Genomic DNA, 24,175 nt, shown 5'->3' on the forward strand with positions numbered 1-24,175 from the left:
AAACCGCGGTAGCTGTAGGCGATAACTAAAAAGGAAGGAGAGGGGAAATGTTCGAGCTCGTAGATAACGTGCCGCAAAGTGCAGTGATCAAGGTGATCGGCGTGGGTGGCGGTGGCGGTAACGCCGTCAACCACATGATCAAGAACAACATCGAAGGCGTGGAGTTCATCTGCGCCAACACCGACGCGCAGGCGTTGAAGAACGTCGGCGCGCGTACCGTGCTGCAGCTCGGCCCGGGCGTGACCAAGGGCCTGGGTGCCGGTACCAACCCGGAAATCGGCCGTCAGGCCGCCATGGAGGACCGCGAGCGCATCGCCGAGGTGCTGAACGGCGCCGACATGGTCTTCATCACCACCGGCATGGGTGGCGGCACCGGTACCGGTGCGGCGCCGATCATCGCTGAAGTGGCCAAGGAGATGGGCATCCTCACCGTCGCGGTGGTGACCCGTCCGTTCCCGTTCGAAGGCCGCAAGCGCATGCAGGTCGCCGACGAGGGCATCCGGGCCCTGTCCGAATGCGTCGACTCGCTGATCACCATCCCCAACGAGAAGCTGCTGACCATCCTCGGCAAGGACGCCAGCCTGCTGTCTGCCTTCGCCAAGGCCGACGACGTGCTGTCCGGCGCCGTGCGCGGCATCTCCGACATCATGCAGCGTCCGGGCCTGATGAACGTCGACTTCGCCGACGTGAAAACAGTGATGGGCGAGATGGGCATGGCCATGATGGGTACCGGCTGCGCCAGCGGCCCGAACCGTGCCCGCGAGGCCACCGAGGCGGCCATCCGCAACCCGCTGCTGGAAGACGTCAACCTGCAGGGCGCCCGCGGCATCCTGGTCAACATCACCGCCGGTCTGGATCTGTCCCTCGGCGAGTACGCCGCGGTGGGCGAGATCATCGAGGCCTTCGCTTCCGAGCACGCCACCGTCAAGGTCGGCGCGGTGATCGATCCGGACATGCGCGACGAGCTGCACGTGACCGTGGTCGCCACCGGCCTGGGCGCGCGCATCGAGAAGCCGGTCAAGGTGGTCGACAACACCATCGCGGCGGCTGCCGTGGCCACTCCGGCTGCCTCGATCAGTGCCGCGCCGCGCGCTGCCGAGCAACCGGCCGTCAACTACAAGGACTACGAGCGCCCGACCGTTCAGCGCCAGAGCCTCGCCGGCAGTGCCGCCGCGGCCAAGCTGAACACGCAGGACGACCTGGATTATCTGGACATCCCGGCTTTCCTGCGTCGCCAGGCTGATTGATGCTGTCTATCAGGAGTATATCGGTGATTGGTGTTCAGCAAAGGGCGGTTCTGCTATCATCGCCGCCCATTGTTGAAAACAGTTCGCAACACGCGCACAAGCAGCCAATATGATCAGACAACGCACCCTGAAGAACATCATCCGAGCTACCGGCGTCGGCCTGCACTCGGGGGAGAAGGTTTACCTGACCCTCAAGCCGGCCCCGGTGGACACCGGTATCGTGTTCCGTCGCACCGATCTGGATCCGGTCGTGGAAATCCCCGCCCGCGCCGAGAATGTCGGTGAGACCACCATGTCGACCACGCTGGTCAATGGTGAGGTCAAGGTGGACACCGTCGAGCACCTGCTTTCGGCCATGGCAGGCCTGGGCATCGACAACGCCTACGTCGAGCTGTCGGCGTCAGAAGTCCCGATCATGGATGGCAGTGCCGGTCCCTTTGTATTCCTGATTCAGTCGGCTGGCCTGGAAGAACAGGAAGCACCGAAGAAGTTCATCCGCGTGCTGCGCGAAGTGACGGTGGAGGAGGGCGACAAGCGCGCCACCTTCCTGCCCTTCGACGGTTTCAAGGTGAGCTTCGAGATCGATTTCGATCACCCGGTGTTCCGTGGTCGCACCCAGACCGCCAGCGTCGACTTCTCCAGCACTTCCTTCGTCAAGGAAGTGAGCCGCGCGCGTACCTTCGGGTTCATGCGCGACATCGAGTTCCTGCGTTCGCAGAACCTGGCACTCGGCGGCAGCGTGGAAAACGCTATCGTGGTGGACGAGTTCCGCGTGCTCAACGAAGACGGCCTGCGTTACGAGGACGAATTCGTCAAGCACAAGATCCTCGACGCCATTGGCGACCTCTACCTGCTGGGCAACAGCCTGATCGGCGAGTTCCGTGGCTTCAAGTCGGGCCACGCGCTGAACAATCGTCTGCTGCGCACCCTGATCGAGCAGAAGGATGCTTGGGAAGTGGTGATCTTCGACGACGCCAGCACCGCGCCGATCTCCTACATGCGCCCGGTCGCGGCCGTGTAAGCAATACCCCTCCCTTCTGTTGTATTCAGGCCACCCTCGGGTGGCCTGTTTTTTTCCGGCTGCAGCCTCTGCGAGTCGACGGCTCAGTCGCGCTTGGCATTGCGCGCCAGGCGCTCCAGGGCGGCGCGCAGCTTGGGGTCGTCGATGCCCTCGGCGGCGCTGTTGAGGCTGTCGGCGGCGGCCGGCGACAACTCGACCTGGCGCTTGGTGGTGGCGACCTGCTGGTTCGGCGGGCGCACCTTGACCTGGATCTTCTGCAGTCCGGCGAATTCCGGCAGGGCCTGTAGCAGGCGCTGCAGGCGGCGTTGCTGGTAGTGCAGGCGGGTAGCCCAGTGGCCGTTGCTGGTCAGCAGCAGCAGGCAGCCGTCATGCCAGCTGGCCACCTGGCAGTGCTCGCGCGCCGCCGGCTCCAGTTGCTCCTCCACCAGCGCCTGCAGCCTGCCCAGGCGCTGGGCGGCGCTGAACAGCGCCTGCAGCGGCTTGTGCTCGCGCAGCAGGGCGTTGGGCGTCTTGGCGGGGATGGGGCGAAAGCTCATGGCGGTCTACCGGAAGGCGATGCACGCATGTTAGCAAAGGGCCTTGCAGCTGTCGGCGCTCGCCCCCATATAGCGAGGCGGGCCTGCTTGGCATATCCGGCGGGCTCGTGGGAGTTCGCCCTTTTCTCGCCAACGTTTCCGAGTAGAATGCCCCCTTTGCACGCAGCCGAGCCGGCTGCCGGGTCGCCTTCTGCGCCGCCCTCCATCCCCCAGAGTGGAAGAATCTGCCGATATGTTTGCGCCACTGTTGAAGAAACTCTTTGGAAGCAAGAACGAGCGTGAAGTCAAACGCATGCTCAAGACAGTGGCCGCGATCAATGCCCTGGAAGAACAGCTGCTAGGCCTGTCCGACGAGCAGCTCAAGGCCAAGACCGAAGAGTTCAAGGCGCGCCTGGCCAAGGGCGAGACCCTCGACCAGATCCTCCCGGAAGCCTTCGCCGTGGCCCGCGAGGCCGGCAAGCGGGTGATGGGCATGCGCCACTTCGACGTGCAGCTGATCGGCGGCATGACCCTGCACGAAGGCAAGATCGCCGAGATGCGTACCGGCGAGGGCAAGACCCTGGTGGGCACCCTGGCGGTGTACCTCAACGCCCTGGCCGGCAAGGGCGTGCACGTGGTCACGGTGAACGACTACCTGGCTCGCCGCGACGCCAACTGGATGCGCCCGCTGTATGAATTCCTCGGCCTGTCGGTCGGCGTGGTCACCCCCTTCCAGCCGCCGGAGGAGAAGCGCGCCGCCTACGCCGCCGACATCACCTACGGCACCAACAACGAATTCGGCTTCGACTACCTGCGCGACAACATGGCCTTCAGCCTGGAAGACAAGTTCCAGCGCGAGCTGAACTTCGCCGTGGTCGACGAGGTGGACTCCATCCTCATCGACGAAGCGCGTACCCCGCTGATCATCTCCGGCCAGGCCGAGGACAGCTCCAAGCTGTACATCGAGATCAACAAGCTGATCCCGCGCCTCAAGCAGCACATCGAGGAAGAGGAAGGCGTGGTCACCCAGGAAGGCCACTACAAGGTCGACGAGAAGAGCCGCCAGGTCGAACTCAACGAGGCCGGCCACCAGTACGTCGAGGAGATGCTCACCGCCGCCGGCCTGCTCGGCGAGGGCGAGAGCCTCTACTCCGCGCACAACCTCAGCCTGCTGACCCATGTCTACGCCGGCCTGCGTGCGCACAAGCTGTTCCATCGCAACGTCGAGTACATCGTGCAGAACGGCCAGGTGATCCTGATCGACGAGCACACCGGCCGCACCATGCCCGGTCGTCGCCTGTCCGAGGGCCTGCACCAGGCCATCGAGGCCAAGGAGGGGGTGAACATCCAGGCCGAGAGCCAGACCCTGGCCTCGACCACCTTCCAGAACTACTTCCGCCTGTACAAGAAGCTCTCCGGCATGACCGGTACCGCCGACACCGAGGCCTTCGAGTTCCGCCAGATCTACGGCCTCGACGTGGTGGTGATCCCCACCCACCGCGCGGTGGCGCGCAAGGACTACAACGACCTGGTCTACCTGACTCAGGACGAGAAGTACCAGGCGATCATCACCGACATCAAGGAATGCCAGGCCCAGGGCCGCCCGGTGCTGGTCGGCACCGCCTCGATCGAAACCTCCGAGTACGTTTCCAAGCTGCTCGAGCAGGCCGGCATCGAGCACAAGGTGCTCAACGCCAAGTACCACGAGAAGGAAGCCGAGATCATCGCCCAGGCCGGCCGCCCGGGCGCCGTGACCCTGGCCACCAACATGGCCGGTCGTGGTACCGACATCCTCCTGGGCGGCAACTGGGAGGCCGAGGTGGCCGCCCTGGAAGCGCCGAGCGAAGAACAGATCGCGCAGATCAAGGCTGACTGGCAGAAGCGCCACCAGCAGGTGATCGAGGCCGGCGGCCTGCACGTGATCGCCTCCGAGCGCCACGAATCGCGCCGCATCGACAACCAGCTGCGTGGCCGCGCCGGTCGCCAGGGCGACCCGGGCTCCAGTCGCTTCTACCTGTCGCTGGAAGACAACCTGATGCGCATCTTCGCCTCCGACCGGGTGAAGAACTTCATGAAGGCCCTCGGCATGCAGTCCGGCGAGGCCATCGAGCACCGCATGGTGACCAACGCCATCGAGAAGGCCCAGCGCAAGGTCGAGGGGCGCAACTTCGACATGCGCAAGCAGCTGCTCGAGTACGACGACGTGGCCAACGAGCAGCGCAAGGTGATCTACCACATGCGCAACAGCCTGCTGGCCGCGGACAACATCGGCGAAACCATCGCCGAGTTCCGCCAGGAAGTGCTCAACGCCGCCATCGACGCGCACCTCCCGCCGCAGTCGCTGCCCGAGCAGTGGGACATCGCCGGCCTGGAAGCCGCGCTGTACAGCGACTTCGGCCTCAAGCTGCCGATCCAGCAGTGGCTGGACGAAGACGACAAGCTGTACGAAGAGACCCTGCGCGAGAGAATCCTCGCCGAGCTGCTCGCCGCCTACCACGAGAAGGAAGATCTGGCCGGCGCCGAGGCCCTGCGCACCTTCGAGAAGCAGATGCTGCTGCGCGTGCTGGATGACCTGTGGAAGGACCACCTGGCCACCATGGACCACCTGCGCCACGGCATCCACCTGCGCGGCTATGCGCAGAAGAACCCCAAGCAGGAATACAAGCGCGAGTCCTTCACCCTGTTCCAGGAGCTGCTCGACTCGATCAAGCGCGACACCATCCGCGTGCTGTCGCATGTCCAGGTGCGCCGCGAGGACCCGGTCGAGGAAGAGGCGCGCCTGCGTCGCGAGGCCGAGGCCCTGGCCGAGCGCATGCAGTTCCAGCATGCCGAAGCCTCGGCCATGCCGATGGCCGAAGCCGCCGAGGCCGAAGGCGACCTGGCGGTGGCCGCCCCGGTGCGCAGCGAGCCGAAGATCGGCCGCAACGAGCCGTGCCCCTGCGGTTCCGGCAAGAAGTACAAGCACTGCCACGGCCAGCTGAGCTGACCGGCGCCGCGCCTGCTATATAGACAACGCCGCGACCGGCTCTGCCGCTCGCGGCGTTTTTCCACCTCCCGCTTCACTGCCCACGAAGGAGCGTTTCCTATGGCCGTCGGTCTCGGTCCCCTGCCCAAGCTGCACCCCGTTCCCGGTTTCGAACTCGGTATCGCCTCCGCCGGCATCAAGCGCCCGGGGCGCAAGGACGTGGTGGTGATGCGCTGCGCCGAGGGCTCGCGGGTGGCCGGAGTGACCACCACCAACGCCTTCTGTGCCGCGCCGGTGCTGGTCACCCGCGAGCGCATGGCCGGCGACGTACGCTTTCTGCTGACCAACACCGGCAACGCCAACGCCGGTACCGGCCCGGATGGCCTGGCCAATGCCCGTCGCACCTGCGCTGCGCTGGCCGCGCTGACCGGCGTGGACGAGAGCGCGGTGCTGCCGTTCTCCACCGGGGTGATCGGCGAGCCGCTGCCGGTGGCCAAGATCGAGGGCGCTCTGCAGGCCGCCCTGGACGATCTCGACGAAGACCACTGGGCCGAGGCCGCCACCGGCATCATGACCACCGACACCCTGCCCAAGGGCGCTAGCCGCCAGTTCCAGCACGACGGCGTGACCGTCACCGTCACCGGCATCAGCAAGGGCGCCGGGATGATCCGCCCGAACATGGCCACCATGCTCGGCTACATCGCCACCGACGCCAAGGTGGCGCGCGCCGTGCTGCAGGACCTGGTGCGCGACGCGGCGAACAAGTCGTTCAACCGCATCACCATCGACGGCGATACCTCGACCAACGACTGCTGCATGCTGATCGCCACCGGCCGGGCCGCCCTGCCGGAGATCAGCGAGGCCTCCGGCGAACTGTTCGCCAAGCTCAAGCAGGCGGTGCTGGAGGTGTTCATGGAAGTGGCGCAGGCCATCGTCCGCGACGGCGAGGGCGCCACCAAGTTCGTCACCGTCCAGGTCAACGGCGGCGGCAACCACCAGGAGTGCCTGGACGTGGCCTACGCCGTGGCCCACTCGCCGCTAATCAAGACCGCGCTGTTCGCCTCCGATCCCAACTGGGGGCGCATCCTCGCCGCCGTCGGCTATGCCGGCGTGCCCAACCTGGACGTGAGCAAGATCGACGTGTTCCTCGGCGACACACGCCAGGGCGAGGTGCGCATCGCCAGCCAGGGCGGCCGTGACGCCAGCTACACCGAGGCCCAGGGCGCGGCCGTGATGGCCCGCGAGGAGATCGGCATCCGCATCGAGCTGGGCCGTGGCTCCTGCAGCGAAACCATCTGGACCACCGACCTGTCCCACGAATACGTCAAGATCAACGCCGAGTACCGTACCTGAGCGGCCGGGCCGGGGTATCCCCGGCCTATATCTCGCCGGCATTCCGCAGATTCATGGGCCCATGCGCAGGTGGAATTGTCCGCATGCGCCCGGCGCGCGTACGCTCCGTACACAAGCCCCACAGGAGAACGACATGCCTCTCAAGCTGGTGATCGGTGACAAGAACTACTCCTCCTGGTCGCTGCGTGCGGCCCTGGTCCTGGAGCTGACCGGCGAACCCTACGAGGAAATCCTCGAGCGCCTGTACCGGCCGGACAGCCGCGCCCGCCTGCTGGCCCATTCGCCGACCGGAAAGGTGCCGGTGCTGTACACCGAGGAAGGCCCGATCTGGGATTCCCTGGCGATCGCCGAATACCTCGCCGAGTACTGCCCCGAGGCGCACCTGTGGCCGCGTGGCCAGTATGCCCGCGCGGTGGCGCGCAGCGTCTGCGCCGAGATGCACAGCGGCTTCGTCGCCCTGCGCAGCCACATGTCCATGGACCTGGCGCGCGACCAGGCCCTGACCGAGGTGCCTGCCGAGGTCCAGGCCGACATCGATCGCGTGTGCCGCCTGTGGGCCGACTGCCGCCAGCGCTTCGGCCAGGACGGCCCCTTCCTGTTCGGCCACGCCAGTATCGCCGACGCCTTCTACGCACCGGTGGCGGCGCGCCTGCGCAGCTACCGGGTGAGCCTGCCGACAGAGGCCGCCGCCTATGTCGAGACCATCTACCGCTGGCCGGCCTTCCAGCGCTGGTACCAGGCGGCGCTGCAGGAGGTTGCGGGGTGAAACGCATTCATGTGGCCGCCGCGGTGATCCGCGGCGCGAACGGCCGGGTGCTGATCGCCAAGCGCCCGCAGGACAAGCACCAGGGCGGCCTCTGGGAATTCCCCGGCGGCAAGGTGGAGGCGGGCGAGGCGGTCGAGAGCGCCCTGGCCCGTGAGCTGGCGGAGGAACTGGGGATCCGCGTGGAGGCGGCCCGACCGCTGATCCAGGTGCACCACGACTACCCGGACAAGCAGGTGCTGCTGGATGTCTGGGAGGTTTCATCCTTCACTGGCGAGCCGCACGGTGCCGAAGGCCAGCCGCTGGCCTGGGTCGATTGCCGCGAGCTGCTCGACTACGAGTTTCCCGCGGCCAACCAGCCGATAGTGGCGGCGGCGCGTCTGCCCGACAGCTACCTGATCACCCCGGAGGGCCTGGAGCCCGCCGAGCTGCTGCGAGGCGTGCGCGCGGCCCTGGCCGCCGGTATCCGTCTGATCCAGCTGCGTGCGCCGAACATGTTCGACCCGCAGTACCGCGACCTGGCGGTGGACATCCAGGGCCTGTGCGCCGGCAAGGCTCAGCTGATGCTCAAGGGGCCGCTGGAGTGGCTGGGCGACTTCCCCGCCGCCGGCTGGCACCTGACCGCCGCGCAGCTGCGCCAGTACGCGGCCAATGGCCGGCCTTTCCCCGGCCAGCGCTGGCTGGCCGCCTCCTGCCACGATGCCGAGGAGCTGGCCCTGGCCGCGCGCATGGGCGTGGATTTCGTCACCCTGTCGCCGCTGCAGGCGACCCAGACCCATCCGGACGCCACGCCGCTGGGCTGGGACAAGGCGGCCGAGCTGCTGCGCAGCAGCAACCTCCCGGCCTACCTGCTCGGCGGTGTCGGCCCGCAGGACCGCGAGCGCGCCTGGCGCGCCGGCGCCCAGGGCGTGGCCGGCATCCGCGCGTTCTGGCCGCTCTAGGCCTCAGTCGTCCTGGCGCGCCGCCTGCCAGAGTACCTCGCCGATGCCCTGGCGGCGGGCGATCAGCCGGGCAGCGACGAACAGCAGGTCGGACAGGCGATTGACGTAGGCCATGCCCACCGGGCGCAGCGGCTCCACCGCGTTGAGGTGCTGGCAGCGGCGCTCGGCGGTGCGCGCCAGGCTGCGGCAGACATGGGCCTGGGCGATCAGGCGCGAACCGCCGGGGAGGATGAAGTTCTCCAGTGGGCCGAGCTCCTCGTTCCAGCGGTCGATGGCCTCTTCCAGGCGTTGCACCTCGTTTTCCTGCAGGGCCTGGTAGTCGGGCATGGCCAGCTCGCCACCGAGGTCGAACAGGCGGTGCTGGCAGGGCGCCAGGACCTCGCCGATTTCCCTCAGTCCCGGCCATTGGCTCTGCTGCTCGGCGAGGTCCGCCAGCAGCAGGCCGAGCTGGCTGTTGAGGTTGTCCAGCTCGCCCATGGCCTCCACCCGCGGGTGGTCCTTGCCCACCCGGCGGCCGTCGGCCAGGCCGGTCTCGCCCTTGTCGCCGGTCTTCGTGTAGATCTTGCTCAGTCGGTAACCCATCTCAGTGACTCATGCCTTCGTTTGCGGGGGCCAGCGGCAGGCGCAGGGTGAAGCAGGTGCCCTGACCCTGGGTGGAATGCACTTCCATCTGGCCCTTGTGGTTGTTGGTGACGATGAAGTACGACACGGACAGGCCCAGGCCGGTGCCCTGGCCGACTTCCTTGGTGGTGAAGAAGGGCTCGAAGATGCGCTTGCGCACGGCCTCGGGCATGCCGATGCCGTTGTCCTCCACCTGGATTTCCGCCCAGGGCGGGCTGAGTCGGGTGCGCAGGACGATGCGCCCGGGCTCGTCCTCGTCGTCGCGCTGGTGGATGGCCTGGGCGGCGTTCTTCAGCAGGTTGAGGATCACCTGCTCCAGCTCGTTGGCGGTGGCCGGCACCGGCCCCAGCTGCGGGTCGAAGTCGCGCTCGATGGCGATCGCCTTGAAGTCGAAGCTCTCGGTCAGGTCGAAGTCGTTGCCGGCGATCTCCACGGCCTGGTCGATCAGCGCCGGCAGGTCGCAGGGCAGCAGCTGGCGGTTGCTGCGGCGGCTGAAGGCGAGCATGTGGCTGACGATCTTGGCGGCGCGCGAGCCGGCCTGCTGTATGCCGTCGAGCAGCTGGGGGATCTCGCGGGCCTGCAGGTAGGCGGTGACATCGTCCAGGGCGATGCCGACTTCCACGGCCTGCTCCTGGTTCTTCACCAGCTCCGGCGACAGGCGCCGGCGGATGTTCTGCACGTTGTGCAGGATGGCGCCCAGCGGGTTGTTGATCTCGTGTGCCATGCCGGCGGCCAGGCCGCCGACCGAGAGCATCTTCTCCGACTGCACCATCATCTCCTCCAGTGACAGACGCTGGGTGATGTCGTCGATGCGGATCACCACGCCGCGGCCGCCGGCCCCCATCAGCGGGTAGAAGGTCAGGTCGTAGTGGTGCGGTTCCTCGTCGCGCTGCCAGGTGACCCGCTCGATCTTCTCCACCTTGTGCCGCTCGGCGGTGCGCTTGAGCTGCGGCAGGAAGGGCTTGAGCGAGGGGAAGGCGAGGAACACCGGCTGGTTCAGCGCCTCGTCCAGCGGCGTGCCGGAGAGGGCGCTGGCCTCCTGGTTCCACTGGGTGACGTAGAGCTGGTCGTCGAGGGCGATCAGCGCCGAGGGCATGGAGTCGATGATGTTGTTCAGGTAGTTCTGGAAGCCGGTGAGCTTCTTCTCGATCTTGCTGCGCACCTGCACTTCCAGCTCCAGCTTGCGGTTGGAGTGGCGGGTCTCCTCGGCCAGGCTCTGCGCCTGGGCGAAGGCGCTCTCGGCGTCGTCGCGGGCGCGCTTGAGCTGCTGTTCGCGAGCCTCCATGCGGCTGAGCATGGTGTTGAAGGCGTCGGCCAGGCTGCCGATCTCGTCCTGGTTGCCGCGGGCGGCGCGCAGCGAGTAGTTCTCCTCGCGGGTGACCTGGCGCGACAGCTCCTCCAGCTTGCGGATCGGCCGGGTGATCAGGCGGCGCACCTGGCGGGCGATCAGGGTCCAGAGCAGCACGCTGAACACCAGGATGATCGCGCTGGCGGTCACGGTGCCGGTGTAGAAGGCGCCGGGCAACTCGCTGGAGGCCACCAGCAGCAGGCGTCCTGGGGCCTTGTCCGGCTGCGGCAGGTCGATCACCTGGGTGGCGCGGAACTCGCCCTGGCGCCAGTGCTCCAGCTCGTCGCTACGAGATGGCAGCTGCAGGGGCTGGCCCAGCTGCAGTTCGGCCAGGCGGTTGCCCTGGCCGTCATAGAGGGCGGCGGCGCGCAACGGCGCGTACTGGTCGAGGCGTGCCAGCAGGGTGCGCGCGGACTCCGGCGAGGACAGCGCCGGGCCACTCAGCTCGGGGCTGGCGATCAGCCGGCCGAGGGTGTGCAGGGCCTGCGGGGCGACGCTTTCCTGGGAGATCCAGTAGGCCGCGCTTATGAAGGTCAGGTTGGCCACCAGCATCACCGTGGCCAGCAGCACCAGCAGGGCGGCGAGCAGCTTGCGGCCGACCGGCAGGTTGTCGAGGCGCTGGCGCAGGCGGGTCAAGGGCGCGGCTTCCAATGCAGGGCGGAGGGGGCAGGGTAGCGCCCGATCAGGACAGGGGCAATCCGCGGGCGTGCAGGTGCGCGCGCAGGCGCAGCAGCAGCGCCTGCAGCTGCGGCACGGGCAGGTGCAGGTGCTCGGCCTCCTGGCAGGCATGGCCGAGCAGGTAGGCGATCTCGGTGCGGCGGCCGTGGGCCACGTCCTGATACATGGAGGAGTAGTTGGCGGCGGTGCCGTCGATCACCCGCAGCACCTCGTCGTGCAGGCCCGCGGCGGCTGCATGCTGGCCGGCGGCGCGCAGCAGCTCGGCCAGCTCGGCGCAGAGTCCGGAGACTTCCCCGGGCCAGTCGCGCAGGCCGCCGTTGCGGCAGTCGTGCAGCACGGTCAGGGGATTGATCGCGCAGTTCAGCGCCAGCTTGCGCCAGAGCTTTTCGAGAATCTGTGCCGTCCACTGGTGGGGAATGCCGGCGCCGTGCAGCTCATCCAGCCAGGCTGGGGCCTGCGGCTGGCCCGGTACGCCCAGCCAGGTGTGGCCGCGGCCGGCGAACACCACACGGAAGGCGTCCTCGCGAAAGGCGCCCTCGGTGCTGGAGGCGAAGATGCAGCGTACCCGTGGTAGGCGCGCGGCCACTGCTTCCTGGCTGCCCAGGCCGTTCTGCAGGAGGATCAGTTCGGCGCCGGGAGCCAGGCGCGGTGCCAGGCTGGCGGCGGCTTCCTCGGCGTCATAGGCCTTGCAGGCCAGCAGCAGGCGGCGGATGGGCATATCGCTGTGCGGGGTTTCCGCTGTGATGGGGTGCAGACTGGCCTGGCCGTCTTCGATCAGGGTCAGGCCACCGGCGGCGCGGTAGCGGGTCAGTGCGGCCTGGTCGCGCAGGATCAGGCGTACCGGCAGGCCGGCGCGAGCCAGGCGGGTGGCCCACAGGCTGCCCAGACTGCCGGCGCCGAGGATGTGCCAGCCGTTCACTTCTGCAACGGCAGGCGCACCGCGCCGACCCGGCCGCTGGCGTAGGAGTCTGGCAGCAGGCGGCTGGCTTCGGCGAGCAGTTGCTGGGGATCGATCGGCAGGGCCTTGGCGTCCAGGCCGACCAAGGCGATGCCGGCCTTGAGGCTGATGAAGCCTTCGCTGGTCTTGAAGGCCTTGAGGTTGAGGCCTTCGTGCAGGCGCTTGAAGCTGCTCGGCGAGCACTCCTGCAGGTCATCGAGCAGGGCGATCATGCCGAAGTGGGTGTCGTCGACCCGGGTCAACACGTCCAGCGGCCTCACCAGCTGCTGCAGGCGCCGCGCCACGCCGTGCAGCACCTCGTTCCAGAAGCCGTTGCCATACTGGCGGCGCAGCGCCTCGCCCTCCTGCAGGCCGATCAGCAGGTAGCACACGGCGCCGCCGCGCGACTCCACCTGGCGCAGGCTGTCCTGCAGCTTCTGCTGCAGGTAGCGCGGGTTGCCCAGGCCGGTCAGCGGGTCGACCAGGTTGCGCTGCTCCAGGCTGGCGATGTTCTGCGTGAGCATGCGGTTTTCGTTGAGCAGGCGCTGCAGGGTATTGCACAGGCGGTCGGCGGCGTACACGCGCGGCACCAGTTGCTCGTTCATCGCAGCCTTGCTGATGAAGTCGTCGACGCCGCGGTCGAAGGCCTCCACCAGCACGTTCTCGCCCTCCTTGCCGGTGAGCAGGATCACGTAGGTGTAGTGCTCGGCCGTCTCGTCCAGCTGGCGCACCCGTCCGGTCAGCTCCAGGCCGTCCATCTCCGGCATCAGCCAGTCGGCCAGCAGCACGCTGGCGGGGCGTTTTTCCAGCAGGCGCAGGGCTTCGGCGGCGCTGCTGGCGAAGCGCACATCCTGGTAACCGGCCTGGCTCAGGGCGCGGCCGATCATGGCACTGGAGAACTTGGCATCGTCCACCACCAGGATGCTGAGATGGGGGTTGGGCATTGAGGGTGCTCGCTGGAAGAGATGGGGGCGCCGCAGCAGGGCCGAACGGCGTGTATCAGTCTGGTTATAATGGGCGCGCCATTTTTATCGTCAAGTCAGGCGCGCTCGGTCCGTGAGGGCGATCGCGCCGTCCATCAGGAGCAAAGCCATGCCTTCGTTCGACGTGGTGTCGGAACTGGACAAGCACGAACTGACCAACGCGGTCGACAACGCCATCAAGGAACTCGACCGCCGTTTCGATCTGCGCGGCAAGTGCAGCATCGAAAGCAAGGACAAGACCCTCACCCTGACCGCCGAGGCCGAATTCATGCTCGAGCAGATGCTCGACATAGTGCGCAGCAGCCTGATCAAACGCAAGATCGACTGCCAGTGCATGGAGACCAAGGACGCCTACGCCTCCGGCAAGGTGATGAAGCAGGAAGTGACCTTCCGCGAGGGCATCGACAAGGAGCTGGCGAAGAAGATCGTCGCCCTGATCAAGGATGCCAAGCTCAAGGTGCAGGCCGCCATTCAGGGCGAGCAGGTGCGCATCACCGGCAAGAAGCGCGACGACCTGCAGGAGGCCATCGCCCTGCTGCGCGGCCAGGACCTGGGCATGCCGCTGCAGTACAACAACTTCCGCGACTGAGGGAACCCGGGCGCTGCTGCGCCGTCCCATGCTCACACCCTTCGCCGCCATGGTTCGCCATGGCGGTGTCGTTTCTGCAGTCCGAAAAGAGGAGGGAAACCATGCAGATCGAATTCGAGCAGCTGACCCGATTGTCCGAGAGCTGGTGGCCCGTGCTGCTGGAGTATGGCGGCAAGCTGGCCCTGGCCCTGCTGACCCTGGCCCTGGGCTGGTGGCTGATCAACCGCCTGAGCCTGCGTCTGCAGCGCCTGATGGGCGGGCGCAAGGTGGATCGGGCGCTGACCAGTTTCATCGGCAGCCTGAGCAATATCCTGCTCAAGGTGCTGCTGCTGGTCAGCGTAGCGTCCATGGTCGGTGTCTCCACGGCCTCCTTCGTCGCCGCCATCGGTGCCGCCGGCCTGGCTATCGGCCTGGCCCTGCAGGGCAGCCTGGGCAACTTCGCCGGCGGCGTGCTGATCCTGCTGTTCCGGCCGTTCCGCATCGGCGACTGGATCGAGGCGCAGGGCGTGTCCGGCAGCGTCGACAGCATCCAGATCTTCCACACCACGCTGAAGACCGCCGACAACAAGGTGGTGGTGGTGCCCAACGGCAGCCTGTCCAACGGCAACATCGTCAACTACTCGCGCGAGGCCGTGCGGCGGGTGGATATCAACCTCGGCATCGATTACGCCAGTGACATCCGCCAGGCTCGCGAGGTGTTGCTGGAGATCGCCCGCGACCCGCGCGTGCGCCAGGAGCCGGCGGCCCCGCAGGTGGTGGTGACCGGCCTGGGCGACAACGCGGTGGCGCTGTCCCTGCGTGTCTGGGTGGCCACGGCGGATTACTGGCCGGTCAGCTTCGAGTTCATCGAGCAGGCCAAGGAGCGCCTGGAGCGCGTGGGCATCGGCATCCCCTTTCCGCAGCGGGTGGTGCACCTGATCCAGCAGTGAAACGCAGAGGCCGGCTGGTGCCGGCCTCGTTCATTTCTGCGCTGCGCCCTCCGGCGGCACGCCGTTGCTGCGTTCGCGGTGTTCGCGTCCCCACTGCAGGAGGATCAGCAGCAGGGTGGGGATGCCGAGCAGGGCGGTGGCGAGGAAGAACTGGGCATAGCCGGCCTTCTCCACCATGACTCCCGAATAGCCGCCGACCAGGCGCGGCAGCAGCAGCATGATGGAGCTGAGCAGGGCGTACTGGGTGGCGGAGAACTTCAGGTTGGTCAGGCTCGACAGGTAGGCGACGAAGGCGGCGGTGGCCAGGCCGGAGCTGAGGTTGTCGAGGGTGATGGTGAGCACCAGCATCAGCATGTGCGGGTCCAGCACCTGCAGTAGCTGGCTGACCGTCTGTTCGGCGTAGCGCGCCGGCTCGGCCACCGCGCCGAGGCCGGAGAGGGTGGCGAACAGCAGGTTGGTGCCGGCCGAGGCGGCGCCGCCCAGCAGCAGGATCGGCAGGATGCCGAAGCGCACGATCAGCAGGCCGCCGAGGGCGGCGCCGAGCAGGGTCATGACCAGGCCGAACAGCTTGCTGACGCTGGCGATCTGGCTCTTGGCGAAGCCCATGTCGATGTAGAAGACATTGGCCATCACCCCCATCACCGTGTCGGACATGCGATAGGTGGCGATCAGCCCGAGCAGCAGCAGCGCCTGCCAGCGGTAGCGCAGGATGAAGTCGTTGACCGGCGTCAGCACCGGCGCCAGGCCGCGGCGGCCCATGCGCGACAGGCACACGGCGGTGAGGATGGTGTAGAGCAGGAAACGCAGGGTGGCGCGGTCCTCGCGCAGCAGCTCGCCCAGGCCGATGTCGCCGCTGAACAGCAGGACGATGTCGCTGCGGAAGAACTGGGTGAACATGGCCGGCACCGACACCAGCAGCACGATCAGCACCAACACTGAGGCCAGCTGGCGGTACAGGCCGTAGCGCGCCGCCGCCATCTGCGTCTGCAGCGGCACCGGCGGCTCGCGCATCCACAGGGTGGTGACCAGGCCCGGCAGCATCAGCAGGGCGAACAGCAGGTAGGTGCTGGCCCAGGCCCCGTGCTGGTAGCCGGCGCCGGGGTCGCCGAACCAGCCGGCGAAGTACAGGGCGCCGGCGGTGGCCAGCAGGGCGGCGACCCGGTAGCCGGCCATGTAGCTGGCGGCCAGGGCGGCCTGGCGGGTGTCGTCGACGATCTCCAGGCGGTAGGCGTCCACCGCGATGTCCTGGGTGGCCGAGGCGAAGGCCACCACCACCGCCACGCCGATCAGCCAGGACAGATGCTGCTGCGGGTCGCACAGGGCCATGCCGATCAGGCCCAGGGCCACCAGTCCCTGCGACAGCACCAGCCAGGAGCGGCGCCGGCCGAGGCGGCCAAGCAGCGGCAGGCGCCACTGGTCGAGCATCGGTGCCCACACCCATTTGAACGCGTAGGCCAGGCCGATCAGGCTGGCGTAACCGATGGTCTGGTGCGCCACGCCGGCCTCGCGCAGCCACACCGAAAGGGTGGAAAACACCAGCATGTACGGCAGGCCGGCGGCGAAGCCCAGCAGCAACAGGGCCAGGGCGGCCGGGTGGGCATAGGTGGCGAGGGCGGCGCGCCAGGTTCTACGGGGCATGGGGCTGGTCGGGAGTTCGGGCAAAGGGCGCACTCTAACCCTTTGCCTCCATCGGGCGCCAGCCGTGGCGGCGCATGTCGACCCGCTCGTTGCGGATGCTCAGGCCTTCGGCGCGCAGGCGTGCACGCTGCTCGTCGCCGGAGGGGGTGCCGGCCGCCAGGCTGAGGCGGCCGCCGGCGCCGAGCACGCGGTGCCAGGGCAGGCGGGTGTCGTCCGGCAGCTGGCTGAGGGTGCGCCCCACCCAGCGCGCGGCGCGCCCGAGGCCGGCCAGGGCGGCCAGCTCGCCATAGCTGATCACCTTGCCCGCGGGGATGGCCGCCAGCACCAGGTACAGTGCTGCCCGCCGCCCTTCGGCGCTTGCCGTGGGCTCCAGGGCTGGTGCATGTTCTGCTGCATCGTCTTTGCGCGGTGTTCTGGCCATGTCGTTGCGCGTCCTGCTGTCCCTGTTGCTGCTGAGCCTGGCCCTGCCGGCGCGGGCCGACACCGTGTGGCTGAATAACGGCGACCGCCTGAGTGGCGAGATCCTGCTGCTCGATGGCGGCAAGCTGGCGCTGAAGACCAAATATGCCGGGCGGGTGCTGATCGACTGGAAGGATATCGATACCCTGGCCACCGACAAACCCCTGATGCTGCGTCGTAATGGTCTGGACAGTGAGAGCGCCCGCGAGTTGCAGGCGGCCGGCCCGGGCCTGGTACGGATAGTCGATGGCCGCAGCGAGACGGTGGCGCTGGCCAGCATCGAGCGCCTGGTTCCGCCGCGCCCGCTGCTCGAGGATCGCATCTGGGAAGGCAACCTGGATGCCAAGCTGGACATGGAGCGCAACCAGGATCGCACCGACGAGTGGAAGCTCAAGGGCAACACCCGCGTCGAGCATGGGCGCTGGCGCCACGTGCTGCGCGGCGAGCTGGAACACGAGAAGGAGAACGGCGAGAAGACCGAGGACAACTGGGAGCTGGAGTATGACCTCGACCGCTTCCTCACCCAGCACTGGTTCTGGCGCGTCGGCTACGAGCAGAGCGAGGACCAGTTCGAACAGATCAACCGCCAGCGCATCTACGGCAGCGGGCCGGGCTATCGCTTCTGGGACAACGAGCTGGGCCGCCTCGACCTGATCACGCAGTTCAACCGCATCGAGCTGTATAGCGTTCTGGGTGATCGCAGTTTCGATAGCTGGTCGCTGGAGTGGGACTACAAGCGCCTGCTCTGGGGCACCCGTCTGGAGTTTTACACCACCGCGGAGGTGCAGGTGCCCCGGGTCAGCGAGATCGACTACGTGTTCGACGGCGAGGCGGGCCTGCGCTATCGCCTCAACGACTGGGCGCGGCTGTCCCTGTTGTACGAGCTGAACCAGCTGCGCGGCCTGGGCAACACCTTCTCCGATCGCCACTACCTGATCGGTTTCGGGGTCGGCTGGTAGTGGTCCAGGCTGAACTTGAAGTGGCTTTGCGCGGTCTGTGCTTGCTCAGACGGTGCGCATGCGGATAATGCGCGCCTTTTTCCAGCCAAGCCCTGTCCGTGCCCATGATGCCCTCTCGTACCCTGCTTGCCCTTGTCCTCGCCACCCTGTCCGCTCCTGCGCTGGCCGATACTGTCTGGCTGAAGAACGGTGACAAGCTCAGCGGCACCATCCAGCTGTTCGACGGCGGCAAGCTGCTGCTGAAGACCGAGTACGCCGGCAACATCACCCTGGATGTAGACAAGATCGCTACCCTGGAGAGCGACCGGGAGCTGCTGGTCAAGCACGGCGACTTCGTCGGTGAGCGCGCCAAGTCGCTGAAACCGGCCGGGCCGGGGCAGGTCGAGCTGGTCAATGGCTCCGCGCCGAAAGTGGTCGATCTGGCCGCGATCAGCCAGATGCTGCCGCCCAAGCCACTGGTGCAGGACCTGACCTGGAGCGGCAGCCTGGATTTCTCCGCCGACTACAAGCGTGCCGAGAACGACATCAAGGACTATGACATCGACCTCGACACCAAGGCCCGGCATGGCGCCTGGCGGCACGGCATCGCCGCCGAGTACGACCATGAGACCAAGGACGACCAGCGCAAGACCGACCGGGTGGAGCTGAGCTACGACCTCGATCGCTTCCTCGGCGAGAAGTTCTTCTGGCAGGGCCAGCTCAAGTACAGCCACGACCGCATCGAGGAGCTGGAGACCCAGCGCACCTTTGGTACCGGCCCCGGCTACCAGTTCTGGGACGACCAGCTCGGCGCCTTCTCCATGGCCGGGCTGCTAAACCGCAACGACTTCGTGTTCGCCGACGGCAGCAGCGAGCACTTCAACTCGGCGGCCATGGAGTGGGACTACCGCCGCTACCTGAGCGGCAAGACCCTGGAGCTCTACACCCAGGGCGAGCTGGGTGCGCCCTTCGTCGATGAGGTCGACTACATCATCGATGCCGAGGCCGGCCTGCGCTACAAGCTCAACAGCTGGGCGGCCCTGAGCCTGAAGACCGAGTGGGACAAGGTGGCCAGCCAGTACGGCGATACCAACGAACGGCGCTATCTGATCGGTCTGGGCGTGGGCTGGTAAGGGGCGCGCCGCGAGCCTCAGTCGTATTCGGCCTCGGCATGCTCGCCCAGTAGCCGCCGCTGGCGCGGCGTACAGGCGGCCAGCACCGCCGGATCGAAGCGCCAGGTCAGGTAGGGCGAAAACTTCTGCGCCACCATGCGCCGGCCATAGTGGATCTGCAGCAGGTAGCGACTGCGGTCCGCTGTGCGGTTGCGGCTGCCGGCGTGCCACAGCTCGCTGCGCAGGAACAGCACATCGCCGGCCCGGCACAGTACGGGTTGTGCCGGGCGCCCGCGCCAGCAGCGCTCACCTGCGCGTGGCGGGCGTCCGGCGCGGTGGCTGCCGGGGATCACCAGGGTCGGGCAGAGCTCCTCGTCGATGTCGCTGAGGTACAGCTGCGCCGTGCAGATCTGCATCGGCAGGCGGAAGGCGGGATCTTCCAGCAGGGTTTGCGGCAGCTCCATCAACAGGTAGTCGAGGTGCAGGCCGGCACCGATGAAGCCGGGGTGGCAGCGCCAGGCCGTCTGCCCTATCACATGGCAGTCGGCGCCGAGCGCCGCCTCTGCCAGCTCGATCACCCCCGGTAGGTCGAGATAGGGCAGCCACAGGGGATCGCGGTTGAATACGCACTTGTAGTGGTCGACCAGGCCGCTGTAGTCCCAGTGCTGTGGCCGCAGCTCGTCGATGGCCGCGCGCAGCGCGGCGACCCGACCGGCATCCACGACGCCGGGCAGCAGGGCGAAGCCCTGATCGTGCAGTGCCTGCAGCTGTCCTGTGCTGGACTTGTCCACGCCCGTGCTCCGGCAACCCACCCATGATCATGCTGGCATGCCAGGGCGAACTTGAGAAATCGCGGGCAAAAAAAGACCCGGCAAAGTGCCGGGTCAATAACCGTGATTAGCCTGATGAGGAGATAATCTGAAGAGTCCGACTGCTGTGGCCCCTTGAGCTTATCGGCTGATCTCGCGACCAGTTGCGGTAATAATAACAATTCTCATTTTTGCGTCAATACCTGGATGAGAATTATTTTCGACTGGTTGGCAGAACGCCGGAAAACAAAACCCCGGCCTGGGCCGGGGTCTGGTCACAGGCTATCGCCGTCAGGCCGGCTGCAGCTGGGCGCGCAGCTGGGTCACTTCCTTGTTCATCAGGTCGATGCGCCGGGCCATGCTTTCGATCAGGCTGTGGGCGATGCGCGGGTTGCTCTGCATCAGGCTGAGGAACTGGTCCTTGGGGATCACCATCACGGTGCACGGCTCGCTGGCGATCACCGTGGCGCTGCGCTTCTCGCGGGTGAACACGGCCATGGCGCCGAAGATCTCGTCCTTCTGTACGTCGCCGACCTTCTGGCCGTCGACCCAGGCTTCGGCGTGACCCTCGATGATCACGAACACATGGTCGGCGTCGTCACCCTGGTGGATCAGCTCCTCGCCGGCGGCGAAGTGCTGGAAGCCGGTGGCCGGGCGGATTTCCGGCTGCTTGAGGCGGGCCAGGGCATCGGAGAGCAGGGCGGTGTGGCCGATCAGGTACTGGATGAACAGCTCCTGGCGCTGCTCGCTACCATAGATGTGCTTGAACACATCGCTGCGGGCATAGGGCACCAGGGTCAGTTGCTCTTCGCTGCTGTAGCGGCAGCTCGGCAGGTCGATGCCCTGGCGCAGGCCGACCAGGTCGCCTTCCTGCAGATAGAACAGCGGGCGCTCGTCGACCTGGGCGTGCAGCAGGCCGTTCTCGATGATGTACAGCTGGTTGCCGGGCAGTATCTTGGCCAGGTCGTCGACCTGTTCCAGACGCAGGGGGGCACCGCTGGGCTGCAGCCCGTCGAGCAATTGTGCGGGAATGCTCTGCAGGCGTTGGATCAGCTGGTCGGCGTAGGCCGGTTGCTCCCCGAGTAGATACATGACGGTAATTCCTTGAACTGGCTGGGCTGACGATAAGGCACGCGGGTAGCGGCAACAATAGGGGGCGGCTCGATACAGGTAAATGCCGCCGCTCGGAGGTTGTGAGCTAGCTCTTGTTGCTCTCGTTCAGCTGGCCGTTCAGCCTCGCCTTGAGGCTTGGCGGCAATTCGTTCCAGTGCACGTCCAGCAGGGCGCCCTCGATCGCGTAGAGCAGCACCTTGGAGGCGCGAAAGCCGCGTGCACGCACGGCCCGGTAGGCGTCGACGGCGCCCAGCCGGCGCAGGTCGTTGGCGCTGTGGATGCCCACTGCATGCAGCCACTGCGCCGAAGTCTTGCCCAGGTTCTTCAGGTGTTGCAGTTCATCGTTCATTGCGCCTCCTGGCAGTGCTGCGCAGTCACGGATGAGGTGGATTCGGAAAGCCTGCGAGAAAGTGTAGCGGCCAGCGCACAAAACGCTTCTGCTGCCCGTCGCCCCAGGCCTGTCGCAGCCTGGGCTGCAGTTCCAGCAGCGGGTCGCGGCCGCTGGCCTGCTGCAGCTTCTGCACCGCCGACCAGGTGCCCAGATAGCCTTCCAGCTGTGCCAGGTTCCACTCCAGGTCGATGGCGAAGGCCGGCACCGCGATGCGCGCGAAGGGCGGCTGGATGTCCCGGTAGCCGGCATCGACACTGGCGCGGCCGGCGGGCCAGTAGCCACCCAGGGTGTTCCAGTAGAAGTCGTCGAGCAGCGCGTCCAGCGCGTCGTCGATGCGCAACAGGCTGTAGCACCAGGCGCAGAACAGCCCGCCGGGGCGCAGCAGGCGACGCGTCTCGGCGAAAAACTCGGGAGTGGCGAACCAGTGCAGGGCCTGGGCCACCACGATCAGGTCGAGGCTGGCAGCGCTCAGCGGCTGGGCGCCGGCATCGGCGGCGAAACAGCCGATTCCGGCGAGGTCGGGGGCCGCGCGCAACTGCTCCGGGCTGCCGTCGCAGGCCAGTACCTGCTGGAAGCGCCCGAGCAGCGGGCGGCTGGCCTGGCCGTTGCCGCAGGCGATGTCCAGCGCCCGTTCGCGCCCCGGGCTATTGGCGGCCAGCCAGTCGAACAGGGCCTCGGGGTATTGCGGGCGAAAGCTGGCGTAGGCATCGGCGCGGTTGCCGAACAGGCGGGTGATTTCGCTCATGGATGCTCGCGGGTCAGCTGGGGCGATAGCGCATGCGGGTGCCGAACTGCATGGACAGGAGGATTTCCTCGGGGGCCAGCGCCGCGGGGAAGTAGGCGCCGGAGATCTGCGCGTGGGCGATGCTGGCGCCTTCGAGGTTGGCCTCGCGCAGGTCCAGGCCGCGCAGGTCGGCACCGCGGAAGTAGGCGTCGGCGAAGTCGATGTGGCTGGCGTCCAGCAGGCGCAGGTCGAGGCCGCGGAAGTCGCCGCCGCGCAGGTCGATCAGGCCGTCCTTGGGTTTGTGCCGGTTGAACTCGGCGACTTTCTCGTCACGCAGCAGGCGGTACAGCGGATTGTCCAGCTGGCGGGGTTGGCTCATGGCATGCCTCCGTTCAGGGCCTGCCGGCAGTATAGAGCAGCCCCGCCGGGCCGCGCTCAGAGGCCTGGCAGACGCTGGCGGATGCTCTCGATCAGGCCGTCCAGGCTGGCCGCCTGGTGGGTGTCGACGCGGCGGCTGTGGGCCTGCTCGTCGGCGCTCAGCGGGTCGCGGCTGGCCTGCTGGGCCTGGATCACTTCCAGGGTGGCGTCGGACGGGTCGCTGCCCTCGGCCTGGCGCTGCTGCAGCCAGGCGGCGATCACTTCCTGCGGGGCCTGGCAGTCGAGGATCAGGAAGGGCGCGCCGTTGTGCTCGGCGACCTGCCAGGCGGCGGCACGCTGCTCATGCTTGAGGTAGGCGGCGTCCAGCACCACCGGGAAGCCGGCGTGCAGGGCGCTTTCCGCCAGCTGGTGCAGGCGCTGGTAGGTGGCGGCGCTGGCCTCGGCACTGTAGATGCCGCCGTTCAGGCTGCCCCTGGCCGCGTCCGGCTGCTCGCCGAACAGGCGCTTGCGCTCGACGTCCGAGCGCAGGCGGATGGCGCCCAGGGCCTCGACCAGGCGCAGGGCCACCTGGCTCTTGCCGACGGCGGAGACGCCGCTGGTGATGGCCAGGAAGGGCGTCGGGATGGCGCTGTAGCTTTCCGCCAGGTTGGCGTAGTTGCGGTACTGGCGCAGGGTGGCGGCCTTCTGCACGGCGTCGCTCTGGTGCGCCAGGCTGAACAGCGCGACCTTGGCGCGGACCAGCGCGCGATAGGCCTTGTAGAAGTTGAGCAGTTCCAGTGCCGCATAGTCGCCGCTGTATTCCAGCCAGGCGCTGACGAAGCGCCGCGACAGCGCCTTGAGACCACGGTCTTCCAGGTCCATGGCGAGGAAGGCGGCATCCGAGGCGATGTCGATCAGGCGGAACGGCTCGTTGAACTCGATGCAGTCGAACAGCACCACCTGGCCGTCCAGCAGGGTGGCGTTGCCCAGGTGCAGGTCGCCGTGGCACTCGCGGATCGAACCACCCGCCGCACGCTGGGCCAGCAGCGGCTCCAGGCGGGTGATGTTGGCCTCGGTCCAGGCCTCCAGGGCCTCGAGCTGGCGCAGGTCGGCGGCGTCGCTGAGGAACGGGCGGATCTGCTCGAAGTTCTGCCGCATCGGCGCGACGATGGCCTGCGCCGAGCACAGCGGGTGCGCGCTCGGCACGGCCGGGGTGCGCGCGTGGAAGTCGGCGATCTGCCGGGCCAGGGCGTCGATGTGCGCCGGGGTCAGCTCGCCGCGTGCCTGCACGGCACTGAGCAGCTGGCTCTGTGGGAACTGGCGCATCTTCAGCACGTATTCGATGGCGGCGCCGTCGCCACCCAGCCGCGGCGCATCCTCGCTGCCGGTGATCGGCAGCACCTCGAGGTACAGGCCCTCGGTCAGGCGCTGGTTGAGGCGCAGCTCCTCGCCGCAGAAGTGCCGGCGCTGTTCCAGGGCGGTGAAGTCGAGGAAGCCGAAGTTGACCGGCTTCTTGATCTTGTAGGCGAAGGGGCCGGTGAGCAGCACCCAGGAGATGTGCGTCTCGATCACCTGGAATCCTTCCACCGGGTGGGGGTAGAGGGCCGGGTTCTGCAGGGCGGCAATCAGGGCTTGGCTCACGGTCTTTCCTTGCGCTTCGGTATCGATGAGAGGCCGCATTATGGCCGCTGTGAGGCACTCTGCAAACCGCCGGGGCGCGCCTGTTGGGGGCACGCAAAGTGCG

General features: G+C 67.4%; 22 protein-coding genes and 1 pseudogene. 10 read left to right on the top strand and 13 right to left on the bottom strand.

The features are described 5' to 3' along the window. Nucleotides 1–47 precede the first annotated feature (47 nt). Both ftsZ and lpxC read left to right on the top strand, forming a co-directional pair. A complete protein-coding gene (gene ftsZ, locus AAG092_RS15305; RefSeq protein WP_110683855.1) occupies nt 48–1,247 on the top strand; it encodes a cell division protein FtsZ in 1,200 nt (399 codons plus the stop codon). A 109-nt stretch (nt 1,248–1,356) separates the two neighbouring features. Continuing rightward, nucleotides 1,357–2,268, top strand: coding sequence for a UDP-3-O-acyl-N-acetylglucosamine deacetylase (gene lpxC / locus AAG092_RS15310; protein WP_110683856.1), 912 nt, complete (start codon nt 1,357–1,359; stop codon nt 2,266–2,268). 83 nt (nt 2,269–2,351) lie between these two features. Here lpxC and AAG092_RS15315 read toward each other — a convergent pair whose 3' ends face one another. Further along, on the bottom strand, nt 2,352–2,804 hold the full coding sequence (locus AAG092_RS15315) for a DUF721 domain-containing protein (protein WP_373387328.1): 453 nt from the start codon (nt 2,802–2,804) through the stop codon (nt 2,352–2,354). Between the two features lie 232 nt (nt 2,805–3,036). Here AAG092_RS15315 and secA point away from each other — a divergent pair, with 232 nt between their 5' ends. From secA to AAG092_RS15335, 4 genes are all read left to right on the top strand, one after another. Further along, nucleotides 3,037–5,769: a preprotein translocase subunit SecA gene (secA, locus tag AAG092_RS15320; protein ID WP_110683858.1), complete on the top strand. Its 2,733-nt coding sequence runs from the start codon at nt 3,037–3,039 to the stop codon at nt 5,767–5,769. Nucleotides 5,770–5,868: 99 nt separating this feature from the next. Further along, the gene (argJ, locus tag AAG092_RS15325) at nt 5,869–7,101 is read left to right on the top strand and encodes a bifunctional glutamate N-acetyltransferase/amino-acid acetyltransferase ArgJ (RefSeq protein ID WP_110683859.1); all 1,233 of its coding nucleotides are present in this window, start codon (nt 5,869–5,871) and stop codon (nt 7,099–7,101) included. Nucleotides 7,102–7,234: 133 nt separating this feature from the next. Further along, the gene (locus tag AAG092_RS15330) at nt 7,235–7,867 is read left to right on the top strand and encodes a glutathione S-transferase family protein (RefSeq protein ID WP_373387329.1); all 633 of its coding nucleotides are present in this window, start codon (nt 7,235–7,237) and stop codon (nt 7,865–7,867) included. After that, complete coding sequence (locus tag AAG092_RS15335) at nt 7,864–8,805, top strand: Nudix family hydrolase (protein WP_373387330.1); 942 nt, start codon at nt 7,864–7,866, stop codon at nt 8,803–8,805. The genes AAG092_RS15330 and AAG092_RS15335 overlap by 4 nt, the downstream gene beginning before the upstream one ends. Before the next feature lie 3 nt (nt 8,806–8,808). Here AAG092_RS15335 and AAG092_RS15340 read toward each other — a convergent pair whose 3' ends face one another. The 4 genes and pseudogenes from AAG092_RS15340 to AAG092_RS15355 form a co-directional block, all read right to left on the bottom strand. Continuing rightward, nucleotides 8,809–9,387, bottom strand: coding sequence for a cob(I)yrinic acid a,c-diamide adenosyltransferase (locus tag AAG092_RS15340; protein WP_373387331.1), 579 nt, complete (start codon nt 9,385–9,387; stop codon nt 8,809–8,811). Between the two features lies 1 nt (nt 9,388). Next, entirely contained in the window at nt 9,389–11,410 is a 2,022-nt protein-coding gene (locus AAG092_RS15345; RefSeq protein ID WP_373387332.1) for an ATP-binding protein, read from the bottom strand. A 46-nt stretch (nt 11,411–11,456) separates the two neighbouring features. Then, complete coding sequence (locus AAG092_RS15350; protein ID WP_373387333.1) at nt 11,457–12,371, bottom strand: putative 2-dehydropantoate 2-reductase; 915 nt, start codon at nt 12,369–12,371, stop codon at nt 11,457–11,459. Continuing rightward, nucleotides 12,368–13,360: pseudogene (locus tag AAG092_RS15355) on the bottom strand (response regulator); the annotation flags it as partial. The gene AAG092_RS15350 and the pseudogene AAG092_RS15355, both read right to left, overlap by 4 nt. Nucleotides 13,361–13,481: 121 nt before the next feature. Here AAG092_RS15355 and AAG092_RS15360 point away from each other — a divergent pair. Both AAG092_RS15360 and AAG092_RS15365 read left to right on the top strand, forming a co-directional pair. Then, a complete protein-coding gene (locus AAG092_RS15360; protein ID WP_110683866.1) occupies nt 13,482–13,961 on the top strand; it encodes a YajQ family cyclic di-GMP-binding protein in 480 nt (159 codons plus the stop codon). Between the two features lie 101 nt (nt 13,962–14,062). Then, nucleotides 14,063–14,890 carry a mechanosensitive ion channel family protein gene (locus AAG092_RS15365; RefSeq protein ID WP_110683867.1) on the top strand — a complete coding sequence of 276 codons (828 nt, stop codon included), beginning with the start codon at nt 14,063–14,065 and terminating at the stop codon, nt 14,888–14,890. A gap of 30 nt (nt 14,891–14,920) precedes the next feature. Here AAG092_RS15365 and AAG092_RS15370 read toward each other — a convergent pair whose 3' ends face one another. Together AAG092_RS15370 and AAG092_RS15375 are read right to left on the bottom strand one after the other, a co-directional pair. After that, on the bottom strand, nt 14,921–16,528 hold the full coding sequence (locus AAG092_RS15370; RefSeq protein WP_110683868.1) for an AmpG family muropeptide MFS transporter: 1,608 nt from the start codon (nt 16,526–16,528) through the stop codon (nt 14,921–14,923). A gap of 34 nt (nt 16,529–16,562) precedes the next feature. Beyond that, entirely contained in the window at nt 16,563–16,949 is a 387-nt protein-coding gene (locus AAG092_RS15375) for an MGMT family protein (RefSeq protein WP_110683869.1), read from the bottom strand. On the opposite strand from AAG092_RS15375, the gene AAG092_RS15380 reads away from it, so the two are divergent. Next, nucleotides 16,948–17,946, top strand: a complete 999-nt coding sequence (locus tag AAG092_RS15380; protein WP_110683870.1) for a DUF481 domain-containing protein — start codon at nt 16,948–16,950, stop codon at nt 17,944–17,946. The two genes, AAG092_RS15375 and AAG092_RS15380, sit on opposite strands and share 2 nt — an antisense overlap. Before the next feature lie 107 nt (nt 17,947–18,053). Continuing rightward, nucleotides 18,054–19,058 (top strand): DUF481 domain-containing protein, encoded by a 1,005-nt coding sequence (locus tag AAG092_RS15385; protein WP_373387334.1) that lies wholly within the window; start codon nt 18,054–18,056, stop codon nt 19,056–19,058. A 17-nt stretch (nt 19,059–19,075) separates the two neighbouring features. On the opposite strand, the gene AAG092_RS15390 is transcribed toward AAG092_RS15385, so the two are convergent. From AAG092_RS15390 to AAG092_RS15415, 6 genes are all read right to left on the bottom strand, one after another. Further along, nucleotides 19,076–19,828, bottom strand: coding sequence for a phytanoyl-CoA dioxygenase family protein (locus AAG092_RS15390; protein WP_110683871.1), 753 nt, complete (start codon nt 19,826–19,828; stop codon nt 19,076–19,078). 309 nt (nt 19,829–20,137) lie between these two features. Further along, nucleotides 20,138–20,938 (bottom strand): Crp/Fnr family transcriptional regulator, encoded by an 801-nt coding sequence (locus AAG092_RS15395; RefSeq protein WP_110683872.1) that lies wholly within the window; start codon nt 20,936–20,938, stop codon nt 20,138–20,140. A 106-nt stretch (nt 20,939–21,044) separates the two neighbouring features. Beyond that, on the bottom strand, nt 21,045–21,308 hold the full coding sequence (locus AAG092_RS15400) for a TfoX/Sxy family protein (RefSeq protein WP_110683873.1): 264 nt from the start codon (nt 21,306–21,308) through the stop codon (nt 21,045–21,047). Nucleotides 21,309–21,333: 25 nt separating this feature from the next. Then, a complete protein-coding gene (locus tag AAG092_RS15405) occupies nt 21,334–22,095 on the bottom strand; it encodes a class I SAM-dependent methyltransferase (RefSeq protein ID WP_373387335.1) in 762 nt (253 codons plus the stop codon). Between the two features lie 13 nt (nt 22,096–22,108). After that, on the bottom strand, nt 22,109–22,453 hold the full coding sequence (locus tag AAG092_RS15410; protein WP_110683874.1) for a pentapeptide repeat-containing protein: 345 nt from the start codon (nt 22,451–22,453) through the stop codon (nt 22,109–22,111). 56 nt (nt 22,454–22,509) lie between these two features. After that, nucleotides 22,510–24,072: an AAA family ATPase gene (locus AAG092_RS15415; protein WP_373387336.1), complete on the bottom strand. Its 1,563-nt coding sequence runs from the start codon at nt 24,070–24,072 to the stop codon at nt 22,510–22,512. Between the last annotated feature and the right edge of the window lie 103 nt (nt 24,073–24,175).

Source organism: Pseudomonas alcaligenes (assembly GCF_041729615.1).
Taxonomy (GTDB): domain Bacteria; phylum Pseudomonadota; class Gammaproteobacteria; order Pseudomonadales; family Pseudomonadaceae; genus Aquipseudomonas; species Aquipseudomonas alcaligenes_B.

What these genes read in the sequence shown, in the direction of transcription:
- AAG092_RS15315 (WP_373387328.1), bottom strand. Translation starts at nt 2,804, where the DNA reads ATGAGCTTTCGCCCCATCCCCGCCAAGACGCCCAACGCCCTGCTGCGC.
- AAG092_RS15395 (WP_110683872.1), bottom strand. Translation starts at nt 20,938, where the DNA reads ATGTATCTACTCGGGGAGCAACCGGCCTACGCCGACCAGCTGATCCAA.
- secA (WP_110683858.1), top strand. Translation starts at nt 3,037, where the DNA reads ATGTTTGCGCCACTGTTGAAGAAACTCTTTGGAAGCAAGAACGAGCGT.
- AAG092_RS15370 (WP_110683868.1), bottom strand. Translation starts at nt 16,528, where the DNA reads ATGCCCCGTAGAACCTGGCGCGCCGCCCTCGCCACCTATGCCCACCCG.
- AAG092_RS15385 (WP_373387334.1), top strand. Translation starts at nt 18,054, where the DNA reads ATGCCCTCTCGTACCCTGCTTGCCCTTGTCCTCGCCACCCTGTCCGCT.
- AAG092_RS15365 (WP_110683867.1), top strand. Translation starts at nt 14,063, where the DNA reads ATGCAGATCGAATTCGAGCAGCTGACCCGATTGTCCGAGAGCTGGTGG.
- AAG092_RS15405 (WP_373387335.1), bottom strand. Translation starts at nt 22,095, where the DNA reads ATGAGCGAAATCACCCGCCTGTTCGGCAACCGCGCCGATGCCTACGCC.
- AAG092_RS15330 (WP_373387329.1), top strand. Translation starts at nt 7,235, where the DNA reads ATGCCTCTCAAGCTGGTGATCGGTGACAAGAACTACTCCTCCTGGTCG.
- AAG092_RS15410 (WP_110683874.1), bottom strand. Translation starts at nt 22,453, where the DNA reads ATGAGCCAACCCCGCCAGCTGGACAATCCGCTGTACCGCCTGCTGCGT.
- AAG092_RS15380 (WP_110683870.1), top strand. Translation starts at nt 16,948, where the DNA reads ATGTCGTTGCGCGTCCTGCTGTCCCTGTTGCTGCTGAGCCTGGCCCTG.
- AAG092_RS15340 (WP_373387331.1), bottom strand. Translation starts at nt 9,387, where the DNA reads ATGGGTTACCGACTGAGCAAGATCTACACGAAGACCGGCGACAAGGGC.
- AAG092_RS15400 (WP_110683873.1), bottom strand. Translation starts at nt 21,308, where the DNA reads ATGAACGATGAACTGCAACACCTGAAGAACCTGGGCAAGACTTCGGCG.
- lpxC (WP_110683856.1), top strand. Translation starts at nt 1,357, where the DNA reads ATGATCAGACAACGCACCCTGAAGAACATCATCCGAGCTACCGGCGTC.
- AAG092_RS15360 (WP_110683866.1), top strand. Translation starts at nt 13,482, where the DNA reads ATGCCTTCGTTCGACGTGGTGTCGGAACTGGACAAGCACGAACTGACC.
- AAG092_RS15375 (WP_110683869.1), bottom strand. Translation starts at nt 16,949, where the DNA reads ATGGCCAGAACACCGCGCAAAGACGATGCAGCAGAACATGCACCAGCC.
- ftsZ (WP_110683855.1), top strand. Translation starts at nt 48, where the DNA reads ATGTTCGAGCTCGTAGATAACGTGCCGCAAAGTGCAGTGATCAAGGTG.
- argJ (WP_110683859.1), top strand. Translation starts at nt 5,869, where the DNA reads ATGGCCGTCGGTCTCGGTCCCCTGCCCAAGCTGCACCCCGTTCCCGGT.